This is a genomic window from Clostridium sp. AF21-20LB (assembly GCF_003478795.1).
Taxonomy (GTDB): Bacteria; Bacillota; Clostridia; order Lachnospirales; family Lachnospiraceae; genus Otoolea; species Otoolea fessa.
On the sequence record NZ_QUGD01000007.1, the window covers coordinates 83,122 to 101,876 of the forward strand.

The window sequence follows — 18,755 nt, forward strand, 5'->3', positions numbered from 1 at the left end:
TTTCTGTCTGCTTTTGTGCGTGATAGCCGCGTACAGATCAGGATAGCATTGAGTACCTTTAAAATAAAGGAACCTGGGACGGGAAAATGCAGCTTAAGAAAGGAAAAATGCCAGATGGAACGAGAAAATCAGGAGTACATAAGCATTGTGAATGCAACGGAAAACAACTTGAAACATGTGTCGTTGAAAATTCCGAAAAAGAAAATCACAGTTTTTACCGGTGTGTCCGGTTCGGGCAAATCATCGCTCTGCCTTGATACGATTGCGGCAGAGTCGCGGCGGGAGCTGAATGTGACATTTCCAAGTTTTGTCCAGCAGTTTCTGCCGAAATATGGTCGTCCGGAGGTTGAGCGCATGGAGAATCTTCCGGTCACGATCGTGATCGATCAGAAAAAGCCGGTGGCAAACTCCCGCTCAACGGTCGGCACATACACCGATATCTATGCGCTGCTGCGCCTGCTCTTCTCACGTGTGGGCAAACCGTTTGTCGGCTATTCGGACAGCTTTTCCTTCAACCATCCGAGCGGCAAGTGTGAGCGCTGTGAGGGCCTGGGTGTTGTGACGGAGCTGGACATCCACAAGCTGGTGGATTTTGATAAATGCCTAAACGATGAGGGCGTTATCCAGTGGCCGGCGTTCACGACCGGTGCATGGCGGTGGAAGCGGTACGCGTACAGCGGTCTGTTTGATTTGGACAAGAAGATCAAGGATTATTCGAAGGAGGAGATGGATTTATTTCTCTATTCGCCGCAGATCCGCCTGAAAAACCCGCCGGCAAACTGGCCGAAGTCCGCGAAGTACGAGGGCATTTATCCGCGTATGTACCGCAGTATCATTACATCTAAGGAAGGACAGCTTCACAAGAAGGAGCTGGATCGCATTGTCAGCACCTTTACGTGTCCGGAGTGCCACGGGGCGAGACTGAATGCAAAGATCCGTAGCTGCCTGATTAACGGAAAAAATATCTGCGAGGTTTCGGATATGCCGATCCCGGAGGCGGCAGAGTTTATCCGCCAGATCGACGATCCGCTGGCGCGCGATATCAAGACCGAGATCCTGAAGCGGATGAATGCGCTGATTGAGATCGGACTCAGCTATCTTTCTTTAAGCCGTGGAACCGACACTCTCTCCGGCGGCGAGGCGCAGCGTATCAAGATCGCGCGTTACATCAATTCGCCGCTTACCGATATGATGTATGTGCTGGATGAGCCGAGCGTCGGACTGCATTCGCGCGATATCCAGAATCTCAAAAATTCGCTGATCAAGCTGAAAGAGCACGGAAATACCGTGATGATTGTGGAACACCACCGGGAAGTCATCGCTCTGGCGGATCACATTGTGGATATGGGACCGGAAGCGGGCATAAACGGTGGACAGATCATGTATCAGGGAAGCTACGAGAACCTTTTGAAAGCGGACACTGTGACCGGGCGGATGCTGCGGACGAAAACGCCGATGAAGATGGAGTACCGCAAGCCGAACGGATGGTATCAGGTTGAGCACGCGAAGCTTCATAACTTAAAAGATCTGAGCGTAAAACTGCCGCTTGGCGTGATGACGGTCATCGCTGGTGTGGCTGGTTCGGGAAAAAGCTCCCTGATGGAATATTTTACGAGCCAGTATCCAGGCGAGGTGATCTCGATCCGGCAGAAGGATATCGGTATCAATCTGCGTTCGACCCCGGCGACGTATCTGGATATCGCGGATGCGATCCGGGCGCTTTTTGCGAAAGCGAACCATGTCGCACAGGCATATTTCAGTTTCAATTCCAAGGGCGCCTGCCCGGCGTGCCAGGGAAAAGGTGTAATTATATCGGATATGGCATATATGGATTCGATTGAGACGGTTTGCGAAGTCTGCCACGGAACGCGGTATTCGGAGGAAGTGCTGCACTATCAGTACAAGGGAAAAAATATTGCGGAAGTCATGGATATGACCGTCCGTCAGGCGATCCAGTTCTTTGAAGATGCGGATTTTGTGAAGAAACTCGATACGCTGGTACAGGTCGGACTCGGTTACCTGCATCTGAATCAGTCGATGACGACGCTTTCCGGCGGCGAGCTGCAGCGTGTGAAGCTGGCGAGCAAGCTGGATGAGCGGGGACAGATATTCATTCTGGATGAGCCGACCGACGGGCTTCATCTCGACGATATCCGCCGTCTGATGAAGCTTTTTAACCGGATGACCGATCAGGGCAATACGCTGTTTATCATCGAGCACAGCCTGGATGTGATGAAGGACGCCGATTATATTGTGGAGCTCGGACCGGGCGGCGGCCTCGCAGGCGGCGACCTGCTCTTTGCCGGGACGCCGAAGGAGATGCTGGAAGCGGAGCGGAGTGTGACGCGGGAGTATCTGCGGGAGAGCTTATAAATAAAGAAAAATATCCCGAATGCATCGGAACGTACATTCGGGATATTTTTAACAACACTCAATCAATTCGTTCAAATACCATGGTAGCTTGAAAGATATTTCTTCGCATCCTTAAAAAACGCCGCCACGATCAGGAGAATGATAAACGCGATCGGAAATGCTGCAATGATGGACACGGTCTGCAGGTTTGCCATTGAATTATCACTGAAAATGAGGACCATCGGCAGTAGAATCAGGCTCAGGGACCAGAAGGTTTTGATCGCCATGTGCGGTTCGTCCTCGCTTGTCAGGTTCTTGTAGGAGTAGGCGGAGGCAACCAGTACGATCGCGTCAAAGCTGGTGGCATAGAAGGCGATCATCGCCGCCGCGAGCAGAACGAGGACCATCGGGGCGAGCGGAAGCGTGCGGATGATGGCAGTGATTGTGGAATAGAGGTCGCCACTGGCGGCATAAAGCCCCATGACATCCAGTTTTCCGAACACCTGGAGTCCCAGGCTGTAGTTTCCGAGGATAATAAAGCTTACAAACGTGCCGCCAAGCCCGAACACGTAGCCGCCGAGGATCGTCTGCCGGATCGTACGCCCACGAGAGATGGTTCCGATGAAGAACGGGGCAGCGACGCACCAGACCATCCAGTATGCCCAGTAGAACATTGTCCATGTCTGCGGAAATGAGGTGGTGCGCTGTGGGTCGGTGTAGGTGGAGAGTCCGATAAAGTTCTGTACCAGATTTCCGATGGAGGAAAAGCCGGTTTCGATGATATAGCGTGCTTCACCGCCAAACAGCAGCACATATGCCAGAAGAGCGAAGAAGAGGTAGACGCAGGACGCCGCGAGCTTCTGGATGCCCTTCATGCCGCGCACGACGGAAACGGTGTATACCAGGCAGGTGACTGCCAGAATCGCGATGGTGATGAGGCGGGTGTCGCTGAATCCGAAGAGTTCGGAGACGATCTGGCTCATCAGAGGGGTCGCCAGCGTAAAAGTCGTGGTTGTGCCGGCCAGCAGTGCGAAGACCGCCATCAGATCAATCAGGGTTCCGGCAAGACCGTCTGTGTGTTTTCCGAGGATCGGGCGGCAGGCTTCGGAGTATTTCTGTTTATGGCAGCCGCGCACATGAAGCATGAAGCCAAAGGCAGCGGCGAGCACGACATAGAAGCCCCACGGGATCGGACCCCAGTGAAAGAGCGGGTATGTGCTCGCCCAGTCCTGAATACTGCCCATTTCTGCCAGATGCGGGTCATTGGCGTAGAGAACCCACTCACACAGGGAGTAAAAGAGAATGTCCGCCGCAAGTCCGGAGGTAAACATCATCGAACCCCAGGCAAAATTGGAATAGAGCGGCTTCTCATCCGGTTTTCCGAGCCGGATGGTTCCGTAGCGGGAAAAGGCGATGTAGATTGACAGAAGAAAAATGCCGAGTCCGATGGCAAGGTAGCCGACACCGAAGTTTTCCCCGAGAAAGCTCCGGAGATTTTCCAACACTGCCTTGGATGCATCTGGCGCAGCCAGAAAGCAGAGACAGAGTATTATAATAAGAAGAAATGGGACGACCATCGTGGTCCAGTCCAGGCGTTTTGGCTCTGGCGCTGTTTGGGATTGTGGATTTTGCATGGGAAACCTCCTTTTAAATCATTTGTAAAAATGAGGATTTTTGCAAATGATTCTTGTTCATTTTTTGATAAATAAATTAGATATTGAACACATTATAGCATTGGGAGGAAAAAAAAGCAATGAAAAATTGGGAAAAAAGGGGAATCAATGTAAAAATGCGGCAAATTCCGTTACTGGGCATGTATGCGTGAACAGTAACGAATCGATAGAAAAATGTATGGGAGGCGGCAATGGAAAAATCCTGCCGCCTCCCTACTGCTCAATCTGCACATCAAACCCCAGTCCGCGCAGCATATTCGCATAATTCTCCATATCCTGGCCGGAGAAGGTCTGCTCGCGGGCAAGCGCCGGAGATTGCGTGTATTTTTCATATTTAATGATCCCCAGATTTGAATAGGAGAGCAGAATTACATGTCTGATGTGGTGCTCAGACAAAAGGTGGGCATACCTGCGGGCATCGATGAGCGTGTCGTTGATGCCGGGGGTAATGGTAATGCGGACCGCCACTTTTTTTCCGATAGAGACGGCAAAGTCCAGATTTTCCAGAATCGAATGATTTGAGACGCCGGTGAACTGGACATATTTCTTTTCAGAATAATGTTTTAAATCGATGATAATCATGTCCGCGTTGGCGATGAAGCGGGAGAAAGCCAGCGGTTTGGCGAAAGCGGTCGTCTCAATCGCGGTGCGGATGCCGTGTTCTTTACATTTTTTCAGGACGGCGGTGGCTGCTTCCGGCTGCATCAGCGGATCGCCGCCGGAGAGAATGACGCCGCCATTTCCATAGAGCTCCCGGTCGGCAAGAATTTTTTCCATGATTTCATCCATATCCATCATCTGACCGACGAAATGAAGCATTCGGGACGGACAGTGATCCGTACAGACACGGCAGAATGTACAGGTGTCCGGGGTAAAGGTGAGACGGTTGTCTGAAAATGTCAGACTTCCGGTGGGACATTCGCTGACACAGAGATTGCAGTAGAGACAGTGCTTGCTGTCCCAGAGAATCCGGGTCGGGCGCTCATGCGCCTGCGGTGTTGAACACCAGACACAGCGCAGGGGGCATCCTTTAAAATAAATCGTAGTCCGCAGCCCGGAACCGTCAGCCAATTCATTTCGTTTGATCTTAAATATATTCGCCTGCATGAATACAATACTCCTGAAAATCCTTCTGATATTTATAAAACACGATAAGACATTGAGTATTCCAGCACGGGATGACACCGGAATTTCCGAATGGATTCGTAATACATCTGAATGCAAAATACAGGCTAACTATAGCATAAAGAAGATAAAAAGTAAATGAGACAGTTTCTCCAATTTGCTGCTTGATTTTTTTACAAAGATTTGACAAAAAAGCGGAAATAAATTTTACAAAAAAGCGCTATAATAAAACAGGTTCAAGAGAGAATATGTGTGAACGCTGCGAAAGAGCAGGTTATACAGCGGCAGATTTGCCAACTGGCACATATCGAAAAAGAAACCACGAAAGAATACCGCGAGAGATCGGGCGGCTGGCTTAAAATGAAGCGCGAAAACAGCTGCAGGAAAAAGATGGAAGATGGCGGGGAAGATATGGAATTGAAATATGAACTCTGGAAAGAGAGTATATTTCAAGAAAAAGTTATATGTGAATGTAGGAAGCGTCTGTCGGGATATCGGCGGGCGGTTTTTTGTTTCATAGTAGAATTAAATATATCATTTGTGAAATTACAGTATTATACATAATTTCTATACACAAAAGAGGTATTTGTTTATGTTATGAGCACAGGCTTACAACACTTATTAATAAGAATTAATATAAGGTACTTTTAACGAAAAATTCACGGAAAATCACGCTTACAACGTGAAAAACACGGTTGTATTTAGGAAATAAACTTGTTATAATGGGTGGCTGAAATAGGAAAATGTAAAAAAAGAAAAAAGTTGGGAGGTTACGAAGGTGAAAAGATTGAGTGCGTTTTGCGCGAGCCTGGGATTATTTTTGATGGCAAATCCGATGACGGCTCTGGCAGCAGAACAGGAAGGCGGTGCATCGGCATCCTCTGTGCCGCTCTGGATGTGTATTCCATTTGCGGGACTGCTTCTCTGTATTGCGATTCTGCCGCTTGTGAAGGCAGAATGGTGGGAAGAGCACCAGCCTCATGCGGTTGCTCTTTGGTCAATTCTTTTTATCATTCCGTTTGCGATGCGTTACAGTGCGGGAACAGCACTGGAAACGGTTCTGGAATGTCTGGTCAATGACTATTTGACCTTTATTATTTTGTTATTTGGACTTTTCTGCGTTGCCGGTAATATCACGATGTCCGGTGACCTGGCAGGTTCTCCGCGTGTCAATGTGGGATTACTGGCACTGGGAACCCTGCTTTCAAGCTGGATCGGTACGACCGGTGCCAGTATGCTGATGATTCGTCCGGTTGTCAAGATGAATGCATGGAGAAAGAAGAAACGTCATATCATTATCTTCTTTATCTTCCTTGTATCCAACATCGGCGGATGTCTGACCCCGATCGGTGACCCGCCGTTGCTGATGGGCTTCATGCGCGGCGTACCGTTCTTCTGGAGCTTACATCTGGCGCCGATCTTATTCTTCAATATGCTGGTGCTGCTGACAATCTTCTATTTTATTGATAAGAGGGCATATCGTCAGGATATCGCGAGCGGTCTGAAACCGGATATCAGCAAACCGGGTACCGAAGTGAAGCTGCGCGGCGCGCACAACCTGATTTTCCTGGTTATGATCGTAGCAGCCGTTATTTTAAGCGGTACCTTACCGTCCATGCCGCAGTTCCAGGATGCAGCCGGAAAGGTGCTTGGCATCCACCTGTTTGGAGAGGTAGAATTAAGCTATCCGGCCATCATTGAGATTGTGATCATTCTGGCGGCGGCCTTCCTGTCCTTCAAGACCACGAAGGTTGAGATCCGCCGTGAGAACCACTTTACCTGGGGCGCGATTCAGGAGGTTGCGGTTCTGTTTATCGGTATTTTCATCACGATGCAGCCAGCCCTGATGATTCTGAAAGCAAATGGCGCGAACCTGGGCATCTCCGAGCCGTTTGAAATGTTCTGGGCGACCGGTCTGCTGTCCAGCTTCCTGGATAACACGCCGACCTATCTGGTATTTTTAACAACGGCAGGTGCGCTTGGATTTACGGAGGGCATGGTGACGACGTTAGGAACGGTTCCGATCAAGATGCTGATGGCGATCTCCTGTGGTGCGGTATTTATGGGTGCGAACACCTACATCGGAAATGCACCGAACTTCATGGTTAAGTCGATTGCGGATGAAAACGGTGTGCGTATGCCGTCCTTCTTCGGATATCTGCTCTGGTCGTTCGGTATTCTGGTTCCGGTCTTTGCACTTGATATGCTGTTATTCTTTTTATAGGGGGTGAGTGACGATGAGCAACAATCAGGAACATACCAATACAGATAATATGGAAAATCAGACGCAGCAGGCGCTTGAAAAGGATAGCGCCCAGTATGCGAATGAAGTAACGGGTGCGGAAAATGCAGCCGAAAAGGATTCAGTAGGGAAGAAGCCGGGCAGCACGGTGCTTGGAAGAGATGAAAAACGAATCCGTGAACTGGCGGAGAGTATTTACGATCTGGATGCGGAGGTTTATGCACAGTTAGGTTCTTCTCTGGGACGTGTTTTCAACCGTGACCGGAAGCGCTGCGTGGATGAGCTGACTCATCTGATGCTGACACGCCCGCAGGGTAACCTGGTTCGAAGTGAGATTGCCCTGATCGGAAACATGGCGCGTACCATCGAGAATAAGGAAGAGCGGAAGCTCGTCATGACCGAGTACAACCGGATTCTGACCGAAGTCATGAGTCTGCCGACCAGTTTCGCGAGCGGAGACGTTATCAACGCAGAGCTGGCGAAGCTGAATACATTTAACCTGAAAAACCGTTTCTCCGAAAATGACCACCTGATCGTATGTATCAGCTGGACTTACGGAAGCGGCGGTGTAAATATCGGATTTAAGCTGGCAGATAAGCTGAAAATCAATTTCTACGACGCGGAGATCTTTGAAGCGGTTCTGAAACGTCTCGAGGCTCAGAAGGATTCTATACAGGATTCTGTCAGCTACGGAATCAAGCCGGGAATCAAGAAAGAGCAGGCGCACGATCAGGATGCCAATGTAAACCCGAGTGAGGCATTCATCCCGGAGCGCCATCTGACCCTGCGCCAGCGCATGCGCGAGTTCAGCCGTTTCCACGGACTGCCGAAGCGTGATGCGGTATTCTTCAACGAGAGCGACCTTCTGGTTGACATGGCGAAGAAGGAAGATTTTGTTATTCTGGGACGATGCGGAGATGCCATCATGGCAAACAACAACATCCCACATATCAGTATCTACATCACGGCGCCGTTTGAGCAGCGTATCAAACGTGCGATGGAGATTGACAGCTCCCTGACGGTCAAGCAGGCACGCCATATGTTAAAGCATCTGGATCATGTCCACAGCCAGTACTATCATTACTATACAAACCGAAACTGGGGACATTCCAACAACTATGATCTCTGTATCAACAGTGCCAGCTACGGTATCGATGGAACCGTGGATTTCATCTATCGGATGATCACGGCGCGGGAAGAGGATAAATAAGAGAACGGCTGAAGATGATGGGAGTCAGCGAAAGACAACAGACGCTGCCCCAGATTCTTCGGTCGTTTTTTAATATTTATAGTTTACTGCCAATAGGATGTATAACTAAAAAGATTCAGAATTTTTGCAGCGGAATACTTGCAAATTTGAGGGAAAGCCAGTATACTAGGTACCATATCACAGGGAAGTCCTTCGAAAGCGGAGATTGGAAGAGGCATCCTTCTCGAAAGGAGAAATAAATTATGGAAGAAAGAATTATGCGCCGCGTAGCGGATTCAGCTGTTATCCAGACACAGCTTGTATTAAATAGTCACTTAAATGGTGCTGGTCGTTTGTTTGGCGGTCAGCTGATGGAATGGATCGACGTTGTAGCGACCGTTGTTGCGCGCCGCCACGCGCACTGCAATCCGACAACTGCATCGGTTGATAACCTGCAGTTCAAAGAGGCAGTCCACCTGAACAATACCCTGATTATCGAGGGTAAGCTGACTTACGTTGGAAGAACCTCCATGGAAGTGCGTGTCGATACATTCGTAGAGTCTTTAAGCGGCGCACGTAAACTGGTTAATACCGCTTATGTGGTTATGGTAGCGCTGGATGAAAACGAGCATCCGATGGAAGTTCCGGGACTGCTTGTCGAGACCGATGAGGAGAAGGCAGAGTGGGAAGCTGGCGTGAAGAGAAACGACTTGCGGAAACACCGCCGTGCGGAGAACTACTAATCGGCAGTGTTTTTGTTTGGGAAAGGGAATTTGCATAAACCGGAAACAGATGTAATAAGATGTAAAAAACGTTCTCAGGGGAACTCCCATGAAGGAATATATCGAGGAACGGGCGGTTGCGATCGCTAATTACATCATAGACTACAATGCGACAGTGCGGCAGGCGGCCCGGAAATTTGGGATCAGTAAATCTACCGTGCATAAAGATGTGGCCGAGCGCCTTTCCCATATCAATCCGCCGCTTGCATCACGGGCGCGTGTGGTACTGGACATCAACAAAGCGGAACGCCATATCCGGGGCGGGATGGCGACGAAAGAAAAATATGAGCATGAGCACCAGCTGCGCGCGTGCAGCCGGGACGAGAAATAGAAAAGCTGGTAAAATTGAAGCTGAAAGCAGAAAAAGGGGCATTCCGCCTGGACGGGCGGAGTGCCATTTTTTCTGCTTCATTGCAAACTATTTCAAAATATGCTATAGTAGCTTCGATTCATAAAGCTATATGTCAGCCAGATTCAGGCATATGGCAGCGTAGGAGGAACGGGAAAATTCTGAATTGAAAGATAAAAAACAAAGAGGAAGAATGATAGATGGAACCAAGACAGGCAATCCTGGTAGTCAGCTTCGGGACAAGCTACAATGACAGCCGAGAAAAGACGATCGGAGCGGTTGAGCGTGCAGTGGCGGAGGCATTTCCGGCATATGAGGTGCGCCGGGCATTTACCAGCCAGAGGATCATTGATAAATTGAAAAAGCGGGATCAACGGTCGATCGACAATTTGAAGGAGGCACTTGACCGGGCAGCAGCCGATGGGATTAAAAGTCTGATTGTGCAGCCGACCCATCTGATGGATGGATTTGAATACATGGATGTAAAAGCGGAAGTGGAAGCGAATCAGGGGCGTTTTGAACGGCTGGCGCTGGGAGCACCGCTTCTTGCCAGTGAAGCGGATCTGGATGCGGTGATTCGGGCGATGGCAGGAGAATTGGACGGATATGACGATGGAAAAACGGCACTCTGTCTGATGGGGCATGGGACGGACGCGGCTTCCAATCAGGTGTATCAGAAGATGCAGGATAGGATGATCGAGGGCGGCTATGCAAATTATTACATCGGAACCGTGGAAGCGCAGCCGGATTTACAGGCGGTGATCGAGAAATTGGGCGCGCAGAAACACTATCAGAGGGCGGTGCTGCAGCCGCTCATGGTGGTTGCAGGCGACCATGCGAATCAGGATATGGCAGGTGAAGAGGAGGATTCCTGGAAGAGCCGCCTGGAACGCGCCGGATACCAGGTGGAATGCCGCATCCGGGGACTGGGAGAGGTTGAGGCGATCCGGAAGCTGTATGTGGCGCACGTGAGAGAGGCAGAGTGGGAAAAATGAAGAAAATAGGATGGATAATGGGAAAGAAAAGGTTACTGTACACGGGTAGGCACTTTTGGAACCGAAAGTGCCGTAAGAAAACGTGGTGGCAGCAGGAATTTGCCGTATTTAAATGCGAAGCCACGGCAAATTCCGTTACTGGGCACGTATGCGTGAACAGTAACAAGAAAATGGCACTTAGGATGGCTGGGCTGTCGCTTATGGGGGTGCTGCTCTTGAGCGGCTGTGGAAATACGGGAAAGAGTGCGGTGGCGGCAGCGTCGTCTACATCTGCCAGTGAGACATCCAATGAGGCGGGGAAAGGTTCGAAAGTGTCCCAGCCGGCAGAAAACGTGGATGCACAGGTGGCGGAGGCATCACTTCCACAGCCGGGTGAGGTGATCAGTGCGTCCCTGACCTGGAAATCGCGGATGGAGCTTGCCTATGCGACCCAGTTTGCGGTCGATACCTATGAGGATGCGGACGGGATGCAGTACGAAGCAGTTTCGGTTGCGGATGGAAGCCGTTTTCTTCTGATTCCAGAGGGCGGAAAGGTGCCGGAAGATCTTCCAGATTCGATCCAGGTGCTTAAGCGCCCGGTCAAACAGATTTATTTGGTAGCGACCGCGACCATGGATATGTTTCGGATGCTGGGAGCGCTCCCGGATATCCGGTTTTCGGGAACCGATGCGTCGGGCTGGTACATTCCGGAGGCAAAGGAGGCGATGGAGAATGGGTCAATTCTCTACGCAGGCAAGTACAGCGAACCGGATTATGAGCGGATCGTCTCGGAGGGCTGCGGTCTGGCAATAGAAAATACGATGATTCTCCATTCGCCGGAGGTAAAAGAAAAGCTGGAAAGCTTCGGAATCCCGGTGCTTGTGGATCATTCCAGCTACGAAGCACATCCGCTGGGGCGGACGGAATGGATCCGCCTGTATGGAGTGCTGACCGGAAAAGAAAAAGAGGCGGAAGCGGCATTTGCAAAGCAGGAAGCGGCGTTGCAGCGTGTTACAGAAGAAGGTTCGGATGCGGAGAACGCAGGCGGGAGCGTAAAAACAGAACAGACGGCACAGGCGGAAAAGCCGTCGGCGGCATTTTTCTATATTACGAACCAGGGCAGCGTGAACGTGCGCCGTTCCTCTGATTATATACCGAAAATGATAGAATTAGCGGGCGGCAGATACATATTCGGGCATCTGGGGGATGACGGAAAGCGGTCTTCGACCGTCAATATGCAGATGGAAGAATTTTATGCAGCCGCGAAAGAATCCGATTATCTGATTTATAACAGTACAATCGACGGGGAGATTCACTCAATTTCGGAGCTTTTGGCAAAAGCGCCGGTTCTCAAGGATTTCAAGGCGGTACAGGCGGGAAATGTCTGGTGCACGACGAAGAATCTCTATCAGGAATCCATGTCGGTTGGAGCAATGCTGGAAGATATCCATGCGATTTTCAGCGGAAGCCAGGAAGATGGGACATATCTGTATAAATTACAGTCGTGAGGACAAGATAGATGGGAGAAACGATGCCTTCAGTACCAGAAGCAAACAGACAAAAACAGGAAAAAGGACAAAGAAACCTGGCGCAGGCAGGCAGACAGGTGCGGATCGCAGGCGCATTTCTGCTTCTGATTATGCTGCTGCTCCTGTCGCTTATCTGGAGTATCTGTTCAGGCAGTGTATCGGTTCCGATCATGGAATTTTTACAGGAACTGCGGGAGCCTAAGCTGCGTGGAATGGCGTGGACGATCATCTGGGAGATCCGTCTGCCGCGCGCGCTGGCGGCGCTGATCCTTGGCGGGGCGCTGGCACTGTCAGGGTATCTGTTACAGACCTTTTTCCACAATCCGATCGCGGGTCCCTTTGTGCTGGGAATTTCTTCCGGTTCAAAACTTTTGGTGGCACTTGTGATGGTCGGATTTCTGGAATGGAATATTACGATCAATTCGGGGATGCTGGTGGCAGCGGCATTTGCCGGAGCGCTTCTCTCTATGCTGTTTGTGCTCCTGGTCGCGCGGAAAATGGAACAGATGGCAATGCTGATCGTCGGGGGCGTGATGATCGGCTATATTTGCTCGGCAATCACGGATTTTGTTGTGACCTTCGCCAGCGATGCGGATATTGTCAACCTGCATAACTGGTCGCGCGGAAGTTTTTCTGGTATGACCTGGGAAAATGTGGCAGTCATGGCGGGCGTGACCTTTGTCTCAGCGGCAGCGGTGTTTCTGTTATCCAAACCGATCGGCGCATACCAGATGGGGGAGACGTATGCGAAAAGTATGGGAGTCAATGTCGCACATCTGCGTTTCTTTATGGTGATTTTGTCCAGCATCTTATCTGGCTGCGTAGCGGCATTTGCCGGTCCGGTTTCCTTTGTTGGAATCGCGGTTCCGCATCTGATCCGCTGGCTGTTTGCCGATACAAGACCGCTGGTGCTGATTCCGGGCTGTTTCCTGGGCGGAAGCGTGTTCTGCCTGTTCAGCGACTGGCTGGCGCGGACGGTCTTTGCCCCGACGGAATTGAGCATCAGCACGGTAACAGCTGTCTTCGGTGCGCCGGTCGTGATTTTTGTGATGATGCGGAAACATCGAAAGAGCACCTGAAGCATAGAGCAGCAGAGGAGAAAATACCATGAATCCAGAAACTGAGGAGAAGATCTACTTTTATACAGAGGACTTACAGGTTGGATACGGTGGAAAACAGATCTTAAATCCAGTCCGGATCGGGATAAAGAAGGGTGAGATCCTGACTTTAGTCGGACCGAATGGAGCCGGAAAATCGACCATTTTAAAGAGTGTCGCCGCGCAGCTTCCCCCTCTGGGAGGTGCGGTTTACCTGGACGGCGCGGACCTTCTGGGAATGAAGGGAACGGAGCGCGCACGGCGGATGGCGGTCATGTTTACGGAAAAGGTCCATGCAGAGTGGATGACCTGCCGGGATGTTGTGGCAGCCGGGCGTTATCCGTACACGGGGCGGTTTGGTGTCCTCTCGGAGGAGGACTGGAAGGCAGTTGATGAGGCGATGGAGGCAGTGCAGGTATCAGAGCTTCGGGAGCGGGACTTCCAGACGCTCAGCGATGGTCAGCGGCAGCGGGTGATGCTGGCGCGGGCGCTCTGTCAGGAGCCGGAACTGCTGCTTCTCGATGAGCCGACTTCCTATCTGGATATCCGTTATAAGCTGGAATTTATGTCGGTCTTGCAGGAGCTGGCGCGCCGCAAGAAGGTGGCAGTCATTTTATCCATTCATGAACTTGATCTGGCGGAGCGCGTCTCTGACTGGGTACTGTGCGTCAGCCCGGGGCAGGAAAGTCAGTTTGGACGCCCGGAAGAGATGCTGACGCCGGAACATCTTTCTGAGCTTTTCCAGGTCGAGGAAGGGCGCTTCCGTCAGACAGGCGGCAGTATGGAGCTTCCACGTCCGGAGGGGGCACCAGAGGTGTTTGTGCTGGCAGGAGGAGGAAGCGGGCGCGCTGTCTTCTGGCAGCTTCAGAGAGCTGGAACCACGTTTGCGGCAGGGATCGTATCGGAAGCCGACTTAGATTATCCGGCGGCTTGTACATTGGCGTCCAGATTGATTGCAGTCCCCGCATTTGAAGAAATATCAGAGGAAAAGGAACAAGAAGCTAGAGAATGTCTGGATGCGTGCCAGTGCGTGATTGCGTGCCGCAGGCAGTATGGGGGCTGGGCGGCGGCGAACGACCGGCTGCTGGCGTATGCCAGGGAAAAAGGAAAAAAGATTGAATATCACAACCTTCCGCTTCATAAAATGCAGTAAATCAAAGCATTTTGCCGCGTGGCTGCGTGCAGGGGAGAGGGAGGTTTTTTATTTGATGAAAAGTAAGAAAAGCAGGAAAAAATGGCTTCTAAGCCTTATGGCTGTGATGGGAATCTTTCTGGCGGGGGTCTATGCGGTTGCATGCGGCGGTGAAAAACAGGCAGAAAAATTGCGGGATCTGGAATTTGCCGTCATAGGTCCCGATGAGACGCCGCAGGAGCTGACGCAGATCATAGAAGAAAAGAAGAACGATTCCTTCCGCCTGACTTACACAAGCGGAAATGACCTCTACATAGCTGCCGGGTACGGCAAGCAGGAGACCGGCGGCTACAGCATTACGGTTCCGGAGTTGTACCTGACGGACAATTCGATCATCGTCAAGACCGAGTTAAAAGGACCGGAGAGAAGCGAGCCGACCGGGGAAGAGCCGTCGTATCCGTATATTGTGCTGCGGACGGAACTGCTGGAGGAACCAGTGGTATTCCAGTAGTTTCCTATGAAACAAAAAAACAGGAACCGGCGAGAGTATCATCCGGTTCCTGTCTTTATGCAGTTTCTGCAGAACGATTTCCGCAAGATTTCCTATATGAGTATAAGACTGGTTTCCTGATTACAGGGAAAGAGCCTCTTTAACCTTGGAAATGATGTGAAGTCCGATGTCTCTGGAAGCATCTACGGACTGAGCGCCGATGTGCGGGGAAACGATGAAGTTGTCGCACTCGAACAGCGGGCTTGCGAATGTATCATCACCTGTCAGACCGCTGCCAGCCAGCTCGTTCTCCATAACGTCTGCTGCGTAGCCGCCGATCTTACCAGCTTTCAGAGCCTCGTACATATCTTTCTCGTTTACGATACCACCACGGCTCATGTTCAGAACAACTGCGTCATCCTTCATCTCAGCGATGGACTTAGCGTTGAACAGATCCTTTGTATCTGGTGTCAGCGGTACGTGGATAGATACGAAATCAGCTACCTTTAACATCTCGTCTACGGACATGCCAGTTGCATGCTCTTTCTCGAAATCTTCCGGTTTCAGGAATGGATCGTAAGCAACAATAGTCATACCAAATGCACGGCCAAGTTCGCCGACTCTCTTACCGATACGACCGAAGCCCATAACGCCCAGAGTCTTGCCGCGAAGCTCACGACCTTCGAATTTATATTTGTTCCACTCGTGTTTTACTTTTACATCGTAGTTAGCTGTGAAAGTACCACGGGAGATATCTAACATCTTGGAAATGGTCAGCTCTGCAACTGCGTTAGCGTTTAAGCCCGGTGCGTTGAAGATCTGGATTCCTTTGGATTTTGCATAGTCCATATCAATGTGGTTCAGACCAACGGAGCAAACGCCGATAACCTTCAGGTTCTTAGCAGCGTCGATGATCTCCTGATCGATCTTCGGATCTACACGCATGATCAGAACGTCTACGTCACCGATTTCAGCTAATAACTGATCCTTGGTGGACGGCAGATTCTCTGCAGTTTTAACTTCCATGTATTTGCTGAGTTCTTCAGCAATACCAGCGTATACTTTGTCAATGATAAGACACTTCATAGTTTAATTTCCTCCGCTCTTATTTTGTAAAATGTACCTATATGCAAGTATACCTAAAATCTGCTGTCCAGTCAAGTCATTTTGCCGTACCAAAAAGAAACTCGTATTCGATTTTTTGTATAACACTTATAAGTAAGTGCTGGATAAAAAGGTGTTTTTGTAGAAAATGCCGCGAGAGCGATTTATAAATTGTATTTTGAGACAGGGCAGACTATAATAAAGGTACGATGCAGTTCAAAGTCCGGTTCCGGACGGCATTCGATGATTCTGCCTGCAAAGAGGGCATCTGTGATTCACAGAAATATCCGGGTATTTATGAAATTTCATAATGCATTTTTTGTTTCAGGAGAAACTGCGTCCTATGAAACAAAAAAGCAGTCATATGATTTCGTGGTGCTGAATATAAGTATCATATCGGCATTTAGAAAACATGGCATCTTATATCTTGAATGATATTTGTGTGTGATGCGGTATTTTATGCTGATTTAAACGCAGGACAGAAAATTTCAGGTTACTGTTCATTTAATGCGAAGCCACGGCAAATTCCGTTACGGAGCACGTATGCGTGAACAATAACAATTTTAGAAAGGATGGAGAAGGTTGAGAGAGGAGTATGGAAATTTAGAACGTGCTTACGAAAGAATGCGGTTCGGCTGGCAGGAGACATTTGCCGGGGAATGGCAGAAGGGGAGAATGTATGGGGAAAAAAGAAGACAGAAGATATGGCTGGAGGCTGGCAGTGCTGACATTTGTGCTGCTGTGCCTGCAGGGCACCGGCGGACAGGCTTACGCACAGGAAGATAAGGCGGGAGAACGGCGGATCCGTTATTCTTCTTCCTATTTGAAAGAGGCTGAGATACCAGAAGCGCCGGAAGAATATCTGGAAGAGGGGGAAATTACCTACCGGCTTGTGGGGACAGAGATAGAGGCGGTGCCGGTGCGCGGCAGAACGCGGGAGGTTTCGGGGGAGATGGTCTATCCATCCGTGACGCGGGAACAGGAGATCCCGGCGGGAGCGCCGATGGAGGTGGAGGATCGGGAGAGCCGGAAGACGGTATCGGTTATGTTGGATCTGAAAAGAACCTCTTATGAGAACGAACACTGGCAGGATGGATTTGAGATTTCGGTCGTATTTCACGAATACGGGGCAGACACATACCGGCTGGGTGGAACTGCCGTGATGCATGATGAAAAAGTGCCGCCATTGGAGGCGTGCAGGGAAGAACTGCTTGCAAGTGCAGGGCTATCGGAGGATAAGGTGCAGATTGAGTCGGCAAGCTGGGAGGGAGATGCTTATCGGGATGAGGCTGGCATCTGGTGCCGCAATGCGGCGGTACAGGCAAAACGCCGCGTATGGGACTGCCGGGCAGTGTACGGGGGAACGGTCAGACTTCCGGCATATGAGCGTTACCGGAGGCGGATGGAGTATGAAAAAGCGGAACCGGATGTGGAAGAGATGACAGAAATAGAAGCGGATCCGGGAACTCTGGTGGAAACAGAGACTGCGCCGGTGGAAAACCTCCCGCTTCCGTTCTGGAGACGGTGGATTCACTACGGACTGACGATCAGTGTAAGTCTGCTGCTGCTTTTACTGGCATGGCTTGGATTTCGGCAGCTGCGGCGGATGGCGCGTGAAAAAAACGAACGGTAGGTTATGTGAGCGCAGTTGATAAAAGGAAAAAAGTGCCGTATACTAGAAAACTGGTAAGCTGGCGGTTATGGTTCGTGTAAAAAAAATTTGAAATCAGAGGCACGGCGTGAGGATATGCCGGCAGCCAGAATCGGGGATCAGACCAGAAAGAAGAGGGAAAACGGCGTGACAAGAGATGTTGTATTTAAAATGGAACGTCCGGGACTGGTAGAAGTCGGACAGACAGTAGAGGTGACGGAGTCGGTGACGCCGTTTAATGTCAATTATATGATTGAACCGGCGGTGGCGATGTCGGGGCTTTTTAAGCTGAATGATCGGATTCCCGCCGATCACGGCGTGGTAAAGGCGATCGAGGAAAATGACCGCGGTTACTATGTGACGGTTACGTTTGAGTATGAATAAAAGGACAGAAAGGGAAAAAGATGGCAGGAAAAATACCGAACGATCCGATTATGTGCCTGAGCTTTGTGAACACACAGCTCAGAGATTTTTACCCGGATTTAGATGAATTATGCAGTGCGTTTGATACAGAACGGTCGGAGCTTGAGAAGAAGCTGCAGGCGGTGGGATATACCTATGACAGAGAAAAGAACCAGTTCCGCTAGGGCACGGTCAGGCTTTACGCTGGCAGAGCTGCTGATTGTGACCGGGATTGTGTCGATTCTCGTTGCAGTTTCGATCCCGATCATGTCCGGACAGGTACAGAAAGCGAAGGAAGTGCGGGCGAAAGCCGAGGCGAGGATTCTATGCACGGCGCTCTGGATGTATCTTCATGATTTGGATGAGCAGGGCATTCATCCGGAAAGCTGGGAGCTGATGATGGATCTGGGTGGTTCTTTCCGGGATCTGGGAGAAAATCCGCTGGAAAACTATCTGGATGGAGAGATTTCTGAGGATGTGTCTATCTACAGCGTGTATTACAGCGATACCCTGGAAAGCTATGGGGGAATCTTGTGCGAGATAGGTGGAATCGAGGTGGAAGCGCTGATCAGCGGAAAGACGGAGATTGTGAATCCATAAAAAATAGAGAGGCAGGTTACTGTTCACAGGTAGGCACTTTTGGAACCGAAAGTGCCGTAAGAAA

Annotated in this window: 17 protein-coding genes; 14 read left to right on the forward strand and 3 right to left on the reverse strand. The window is 50.3% G+C overall.

The window, feature by feature from the left end; translation table 11 throughout:
* Window positions 1–114 precede the first annotated feature (114 nt).
* Complete coding sequence (locus DWX76_RS05785) at window positions 115–2,373, forward strand: ATP-binding cassette domain-containing protein (RefSeq protein ID WP_118570277.1); 2,259 nt, start codon at window positions 115–117, stop codon at window positions 2,371–2,373.
* A 71-nt stretch (window positions 2,374–2,444) separates the two neighbouring features.
* Here the strand turns inward: DWX76_RS05785 and DWX76_RS05790 are convergent, their stop codons facing one another.
* Together DWX76_RS05790 and DWX76_RS05795 are read right to left on the reverse strand one after the other, a co-directional pair.
* Complete coding sequence (locus DWX76_RS05790) at window positions 2,445–3,986, reverse strand: BCCT family transporter (protein WP_118570278.1); 1,542 nt, start codon at window positions 3,984–3,986, stop codon at window positions 2,445–2,447.
* A gap of 252 nt (window positions 3,987–4,238) precedes the next feature.
* Window positions 4,239–5,132: a glycyl-radical enzyme activating protein gene (locus DWX76_RS05795; RefSeq protein WP_118523282.1), complete on the reverse strand. Its 894-nt coding sequence runs from the start codon at window positions 5,130–5,132 to the stop codon at window positions 4,239–4,241.
* Between the two features lie 796 nt (window positions 5,133–5,928).
* Here DWX76_RS05795 and DWX76_RS05805 point away from each other — a divergent pair.
* From DWX76_RS05805 to DWX76_RS05850, 9 genes are all read left to right on the forward strand, one after another.
* Window positions 5,929–7,374 (forward strand): sodium:proton antiporter, encoded by a 1,446-nt coding sequence (locus tag DWX76_RS05805; protein ID WP_243022463.1) that lies wholly within the window; start codon window positions 5,929–5,931, stop codon window positions 7,372–7,374.
* A gap of 13 nt (window positions 7,375–7,387) precedes the next feature.
* Window positions 7,388–8,602 carry a cytidylate kinase-like family protein gene (locus DWX76_RS05810; protein WP_243022464.1) on the forward strand — a complete coding sequence of 405 codons (1,215 nt, stop codon included), beginning with the start codon at window positions 7,388–7,390 and terminating at the stop codon, window positions 8,600–8,602.
* 242 nt (window positions 8,603–8,844) lie between these two features.
* Window positions 8,845–9,324 carry an acyl-CoA thioesterase gene (locus DWX76_RS05820; protein WP_107001412.1) on the forward strand — a complete coding sequence of 160 codons (480 nt, stop codon included), beginning with the start codon at window positions 8,845–8,847 and terminating at the stop codon, window positions 9,322–9,324.
* 88 nt (window positions 9,325–9,412) lie between these two features.
* Window positions 9,413–9,694 carry a sporulation transcriptional regulator SpoIIID gene (gene spoIIID, locus DWX76_RS05825; RefSeq protein WP_117796058.1) on the forward strand — a complete coding sequence of 94 codons (282 nt, stop codon included), beginning with the start codon at window positions 9,413–9,415 and terminating at the stop codon, window positions 9,692–9,694.
* 218 nt (window positions 9,695–9,912) lie between these two features.
* The gene (locus DWX76_RS05830; RefSeq protein WP_118570280.1) at window positions 9,913–10,707 is read left to right on the forward strand and encodes a sirohydrochlorin cobaltochelatase; all 795 of its coding nucleotides are present in this window, start codon (window positions 9,913–9,915) and stop codon (window positions 10,705–10,707) included.
* Window positions 10,708–10,859: 152 nt separating this feature from the next.
* Window positions 10,860–12,194, forward strand: coding sequence for an ABC transporter substrate-binding protein (locus tag DWX76_RS05835; RefSeq protein ID WP_243022465.1), 1,335 nt, complete (start codon window positions 10,860–10,862; stop codon window positions 12,192–12,194).
* Window positions 12,195–12,217: 23 nt separating this feature from the next.
* The gene (locus DWX76_RS05840; RefSeq protein WP_182429741.1) at window positions 12,218–13,294 is read left to right on the forward strand and encodes an iron ABC transporter permease; all 1,077 of its coding nucleotides are present in this window, start codon (window positions 12,218–12,220) and stop codon (window positions 13,292–13,294) included.
* A gap of 28 nt (window positions 13,295–13,322) precedes the next feature.
* Window positions 13,323–14,465 carry an ABC transporter ATP-binding protein gene (locus DWX76_RS05845; protein WP_118570281.1) on the forward strand — a complete coding sequence of 381 codons (1,143 nt, stop codon included), beginning with the start codon at window positions 13,323–13,325 and terminating at the stop codon, window positions 14,463–14,465.
* Between the two features lie 55 nt (window positions 14,466–14,520).
* Window positions 14,521–14,955, forward strand: coding sequence for a protease complex subunit PrcB family protein (locus tag DWX76_RS05850; protein ID WP_117796054.1), 435 nt, complete (start codon window positions 14,521–14,523; stop codon window positions 14,953–14,955).
* Window positions 14,956–15,075: 120 nt separating this feature from the next.
* On the opposite strand, the gene DWX76_RS05855 is transcribed toward DWX76_RS05850, so the two are convergent.
* Window positions 15,076–16,020 carry a D-2-hydroxyacid dehydrogenase gene (locus DWX76_RS05855; RefSeq protein ID WP_118293385.1) on the reverse strand — a complete coding sequence of 315 codons (945 nt, stop codon included), beginning with the start codon at window positions 16,018–16,020 and terminating at the stop codon, window positions 15,076–15,078.
* A 697-nt stretch (window positions 16,021–16,717) separates the two neighbouring features.
* Between DWX76_RS05855 and DWX76_RS05865 the strand changes: the two genes are divergently transcribed.
* The 4 genes from DWX76_RS05865 (at window position 16,718) to DWX76_RS05880 (ending at window position 18,691) form a co-directional block, all read left to right on the forward strand.
* Window positions 16,718–17,671: a hypothetical protein gene (locus DWX76_RS05865; protein ID WP_118570283.1), complete on the forward strand. Its 954-nt coding sequence runs from the start codon at window positions 16,718–16,720 to the stop codon at window positions 17,669–17,671.
* A gap of 114 nt (window positions 17,672–17,785) precedes the next feature.
* A complete protein-coding gene (locus DWX76_RS05870; protein ID WP_243098996.1) occupies window positions 17,786–18,073 on the forward strand; it encodes a hypothetical protein in 288 nt (95 codons plus the stop codon).
* A gap of 20 nt (window positions 18,074–18,093) precedes the next feature.
* Entirely contained in the window at window positions 18,094–18,276 is a 183-nt protein-coding gene (locus tag DWX76_RS05875) for a DUF4250 domain-containing protein (RefSeq protein ID WP_022360303.1), read from the forward strand.
* Window positions 18,248–18,691: a type II secretion system protein gene (locus DWX76_RS05880; RefSeq protein WP_182429742.1), complete on the forward strand. Its 444-nt coding sequence runs from the start codon at window positions 18,248–18,250 to the stop codon at window positions 18,689–18,691. The genes DWX76_RS05875 and DWX76_RS05880 overlap by 29 nt, the downstream gene beginning before the upstream one ends.
* Window positions 18,692–18,755 lie beyond the last annotated feature (64 nt).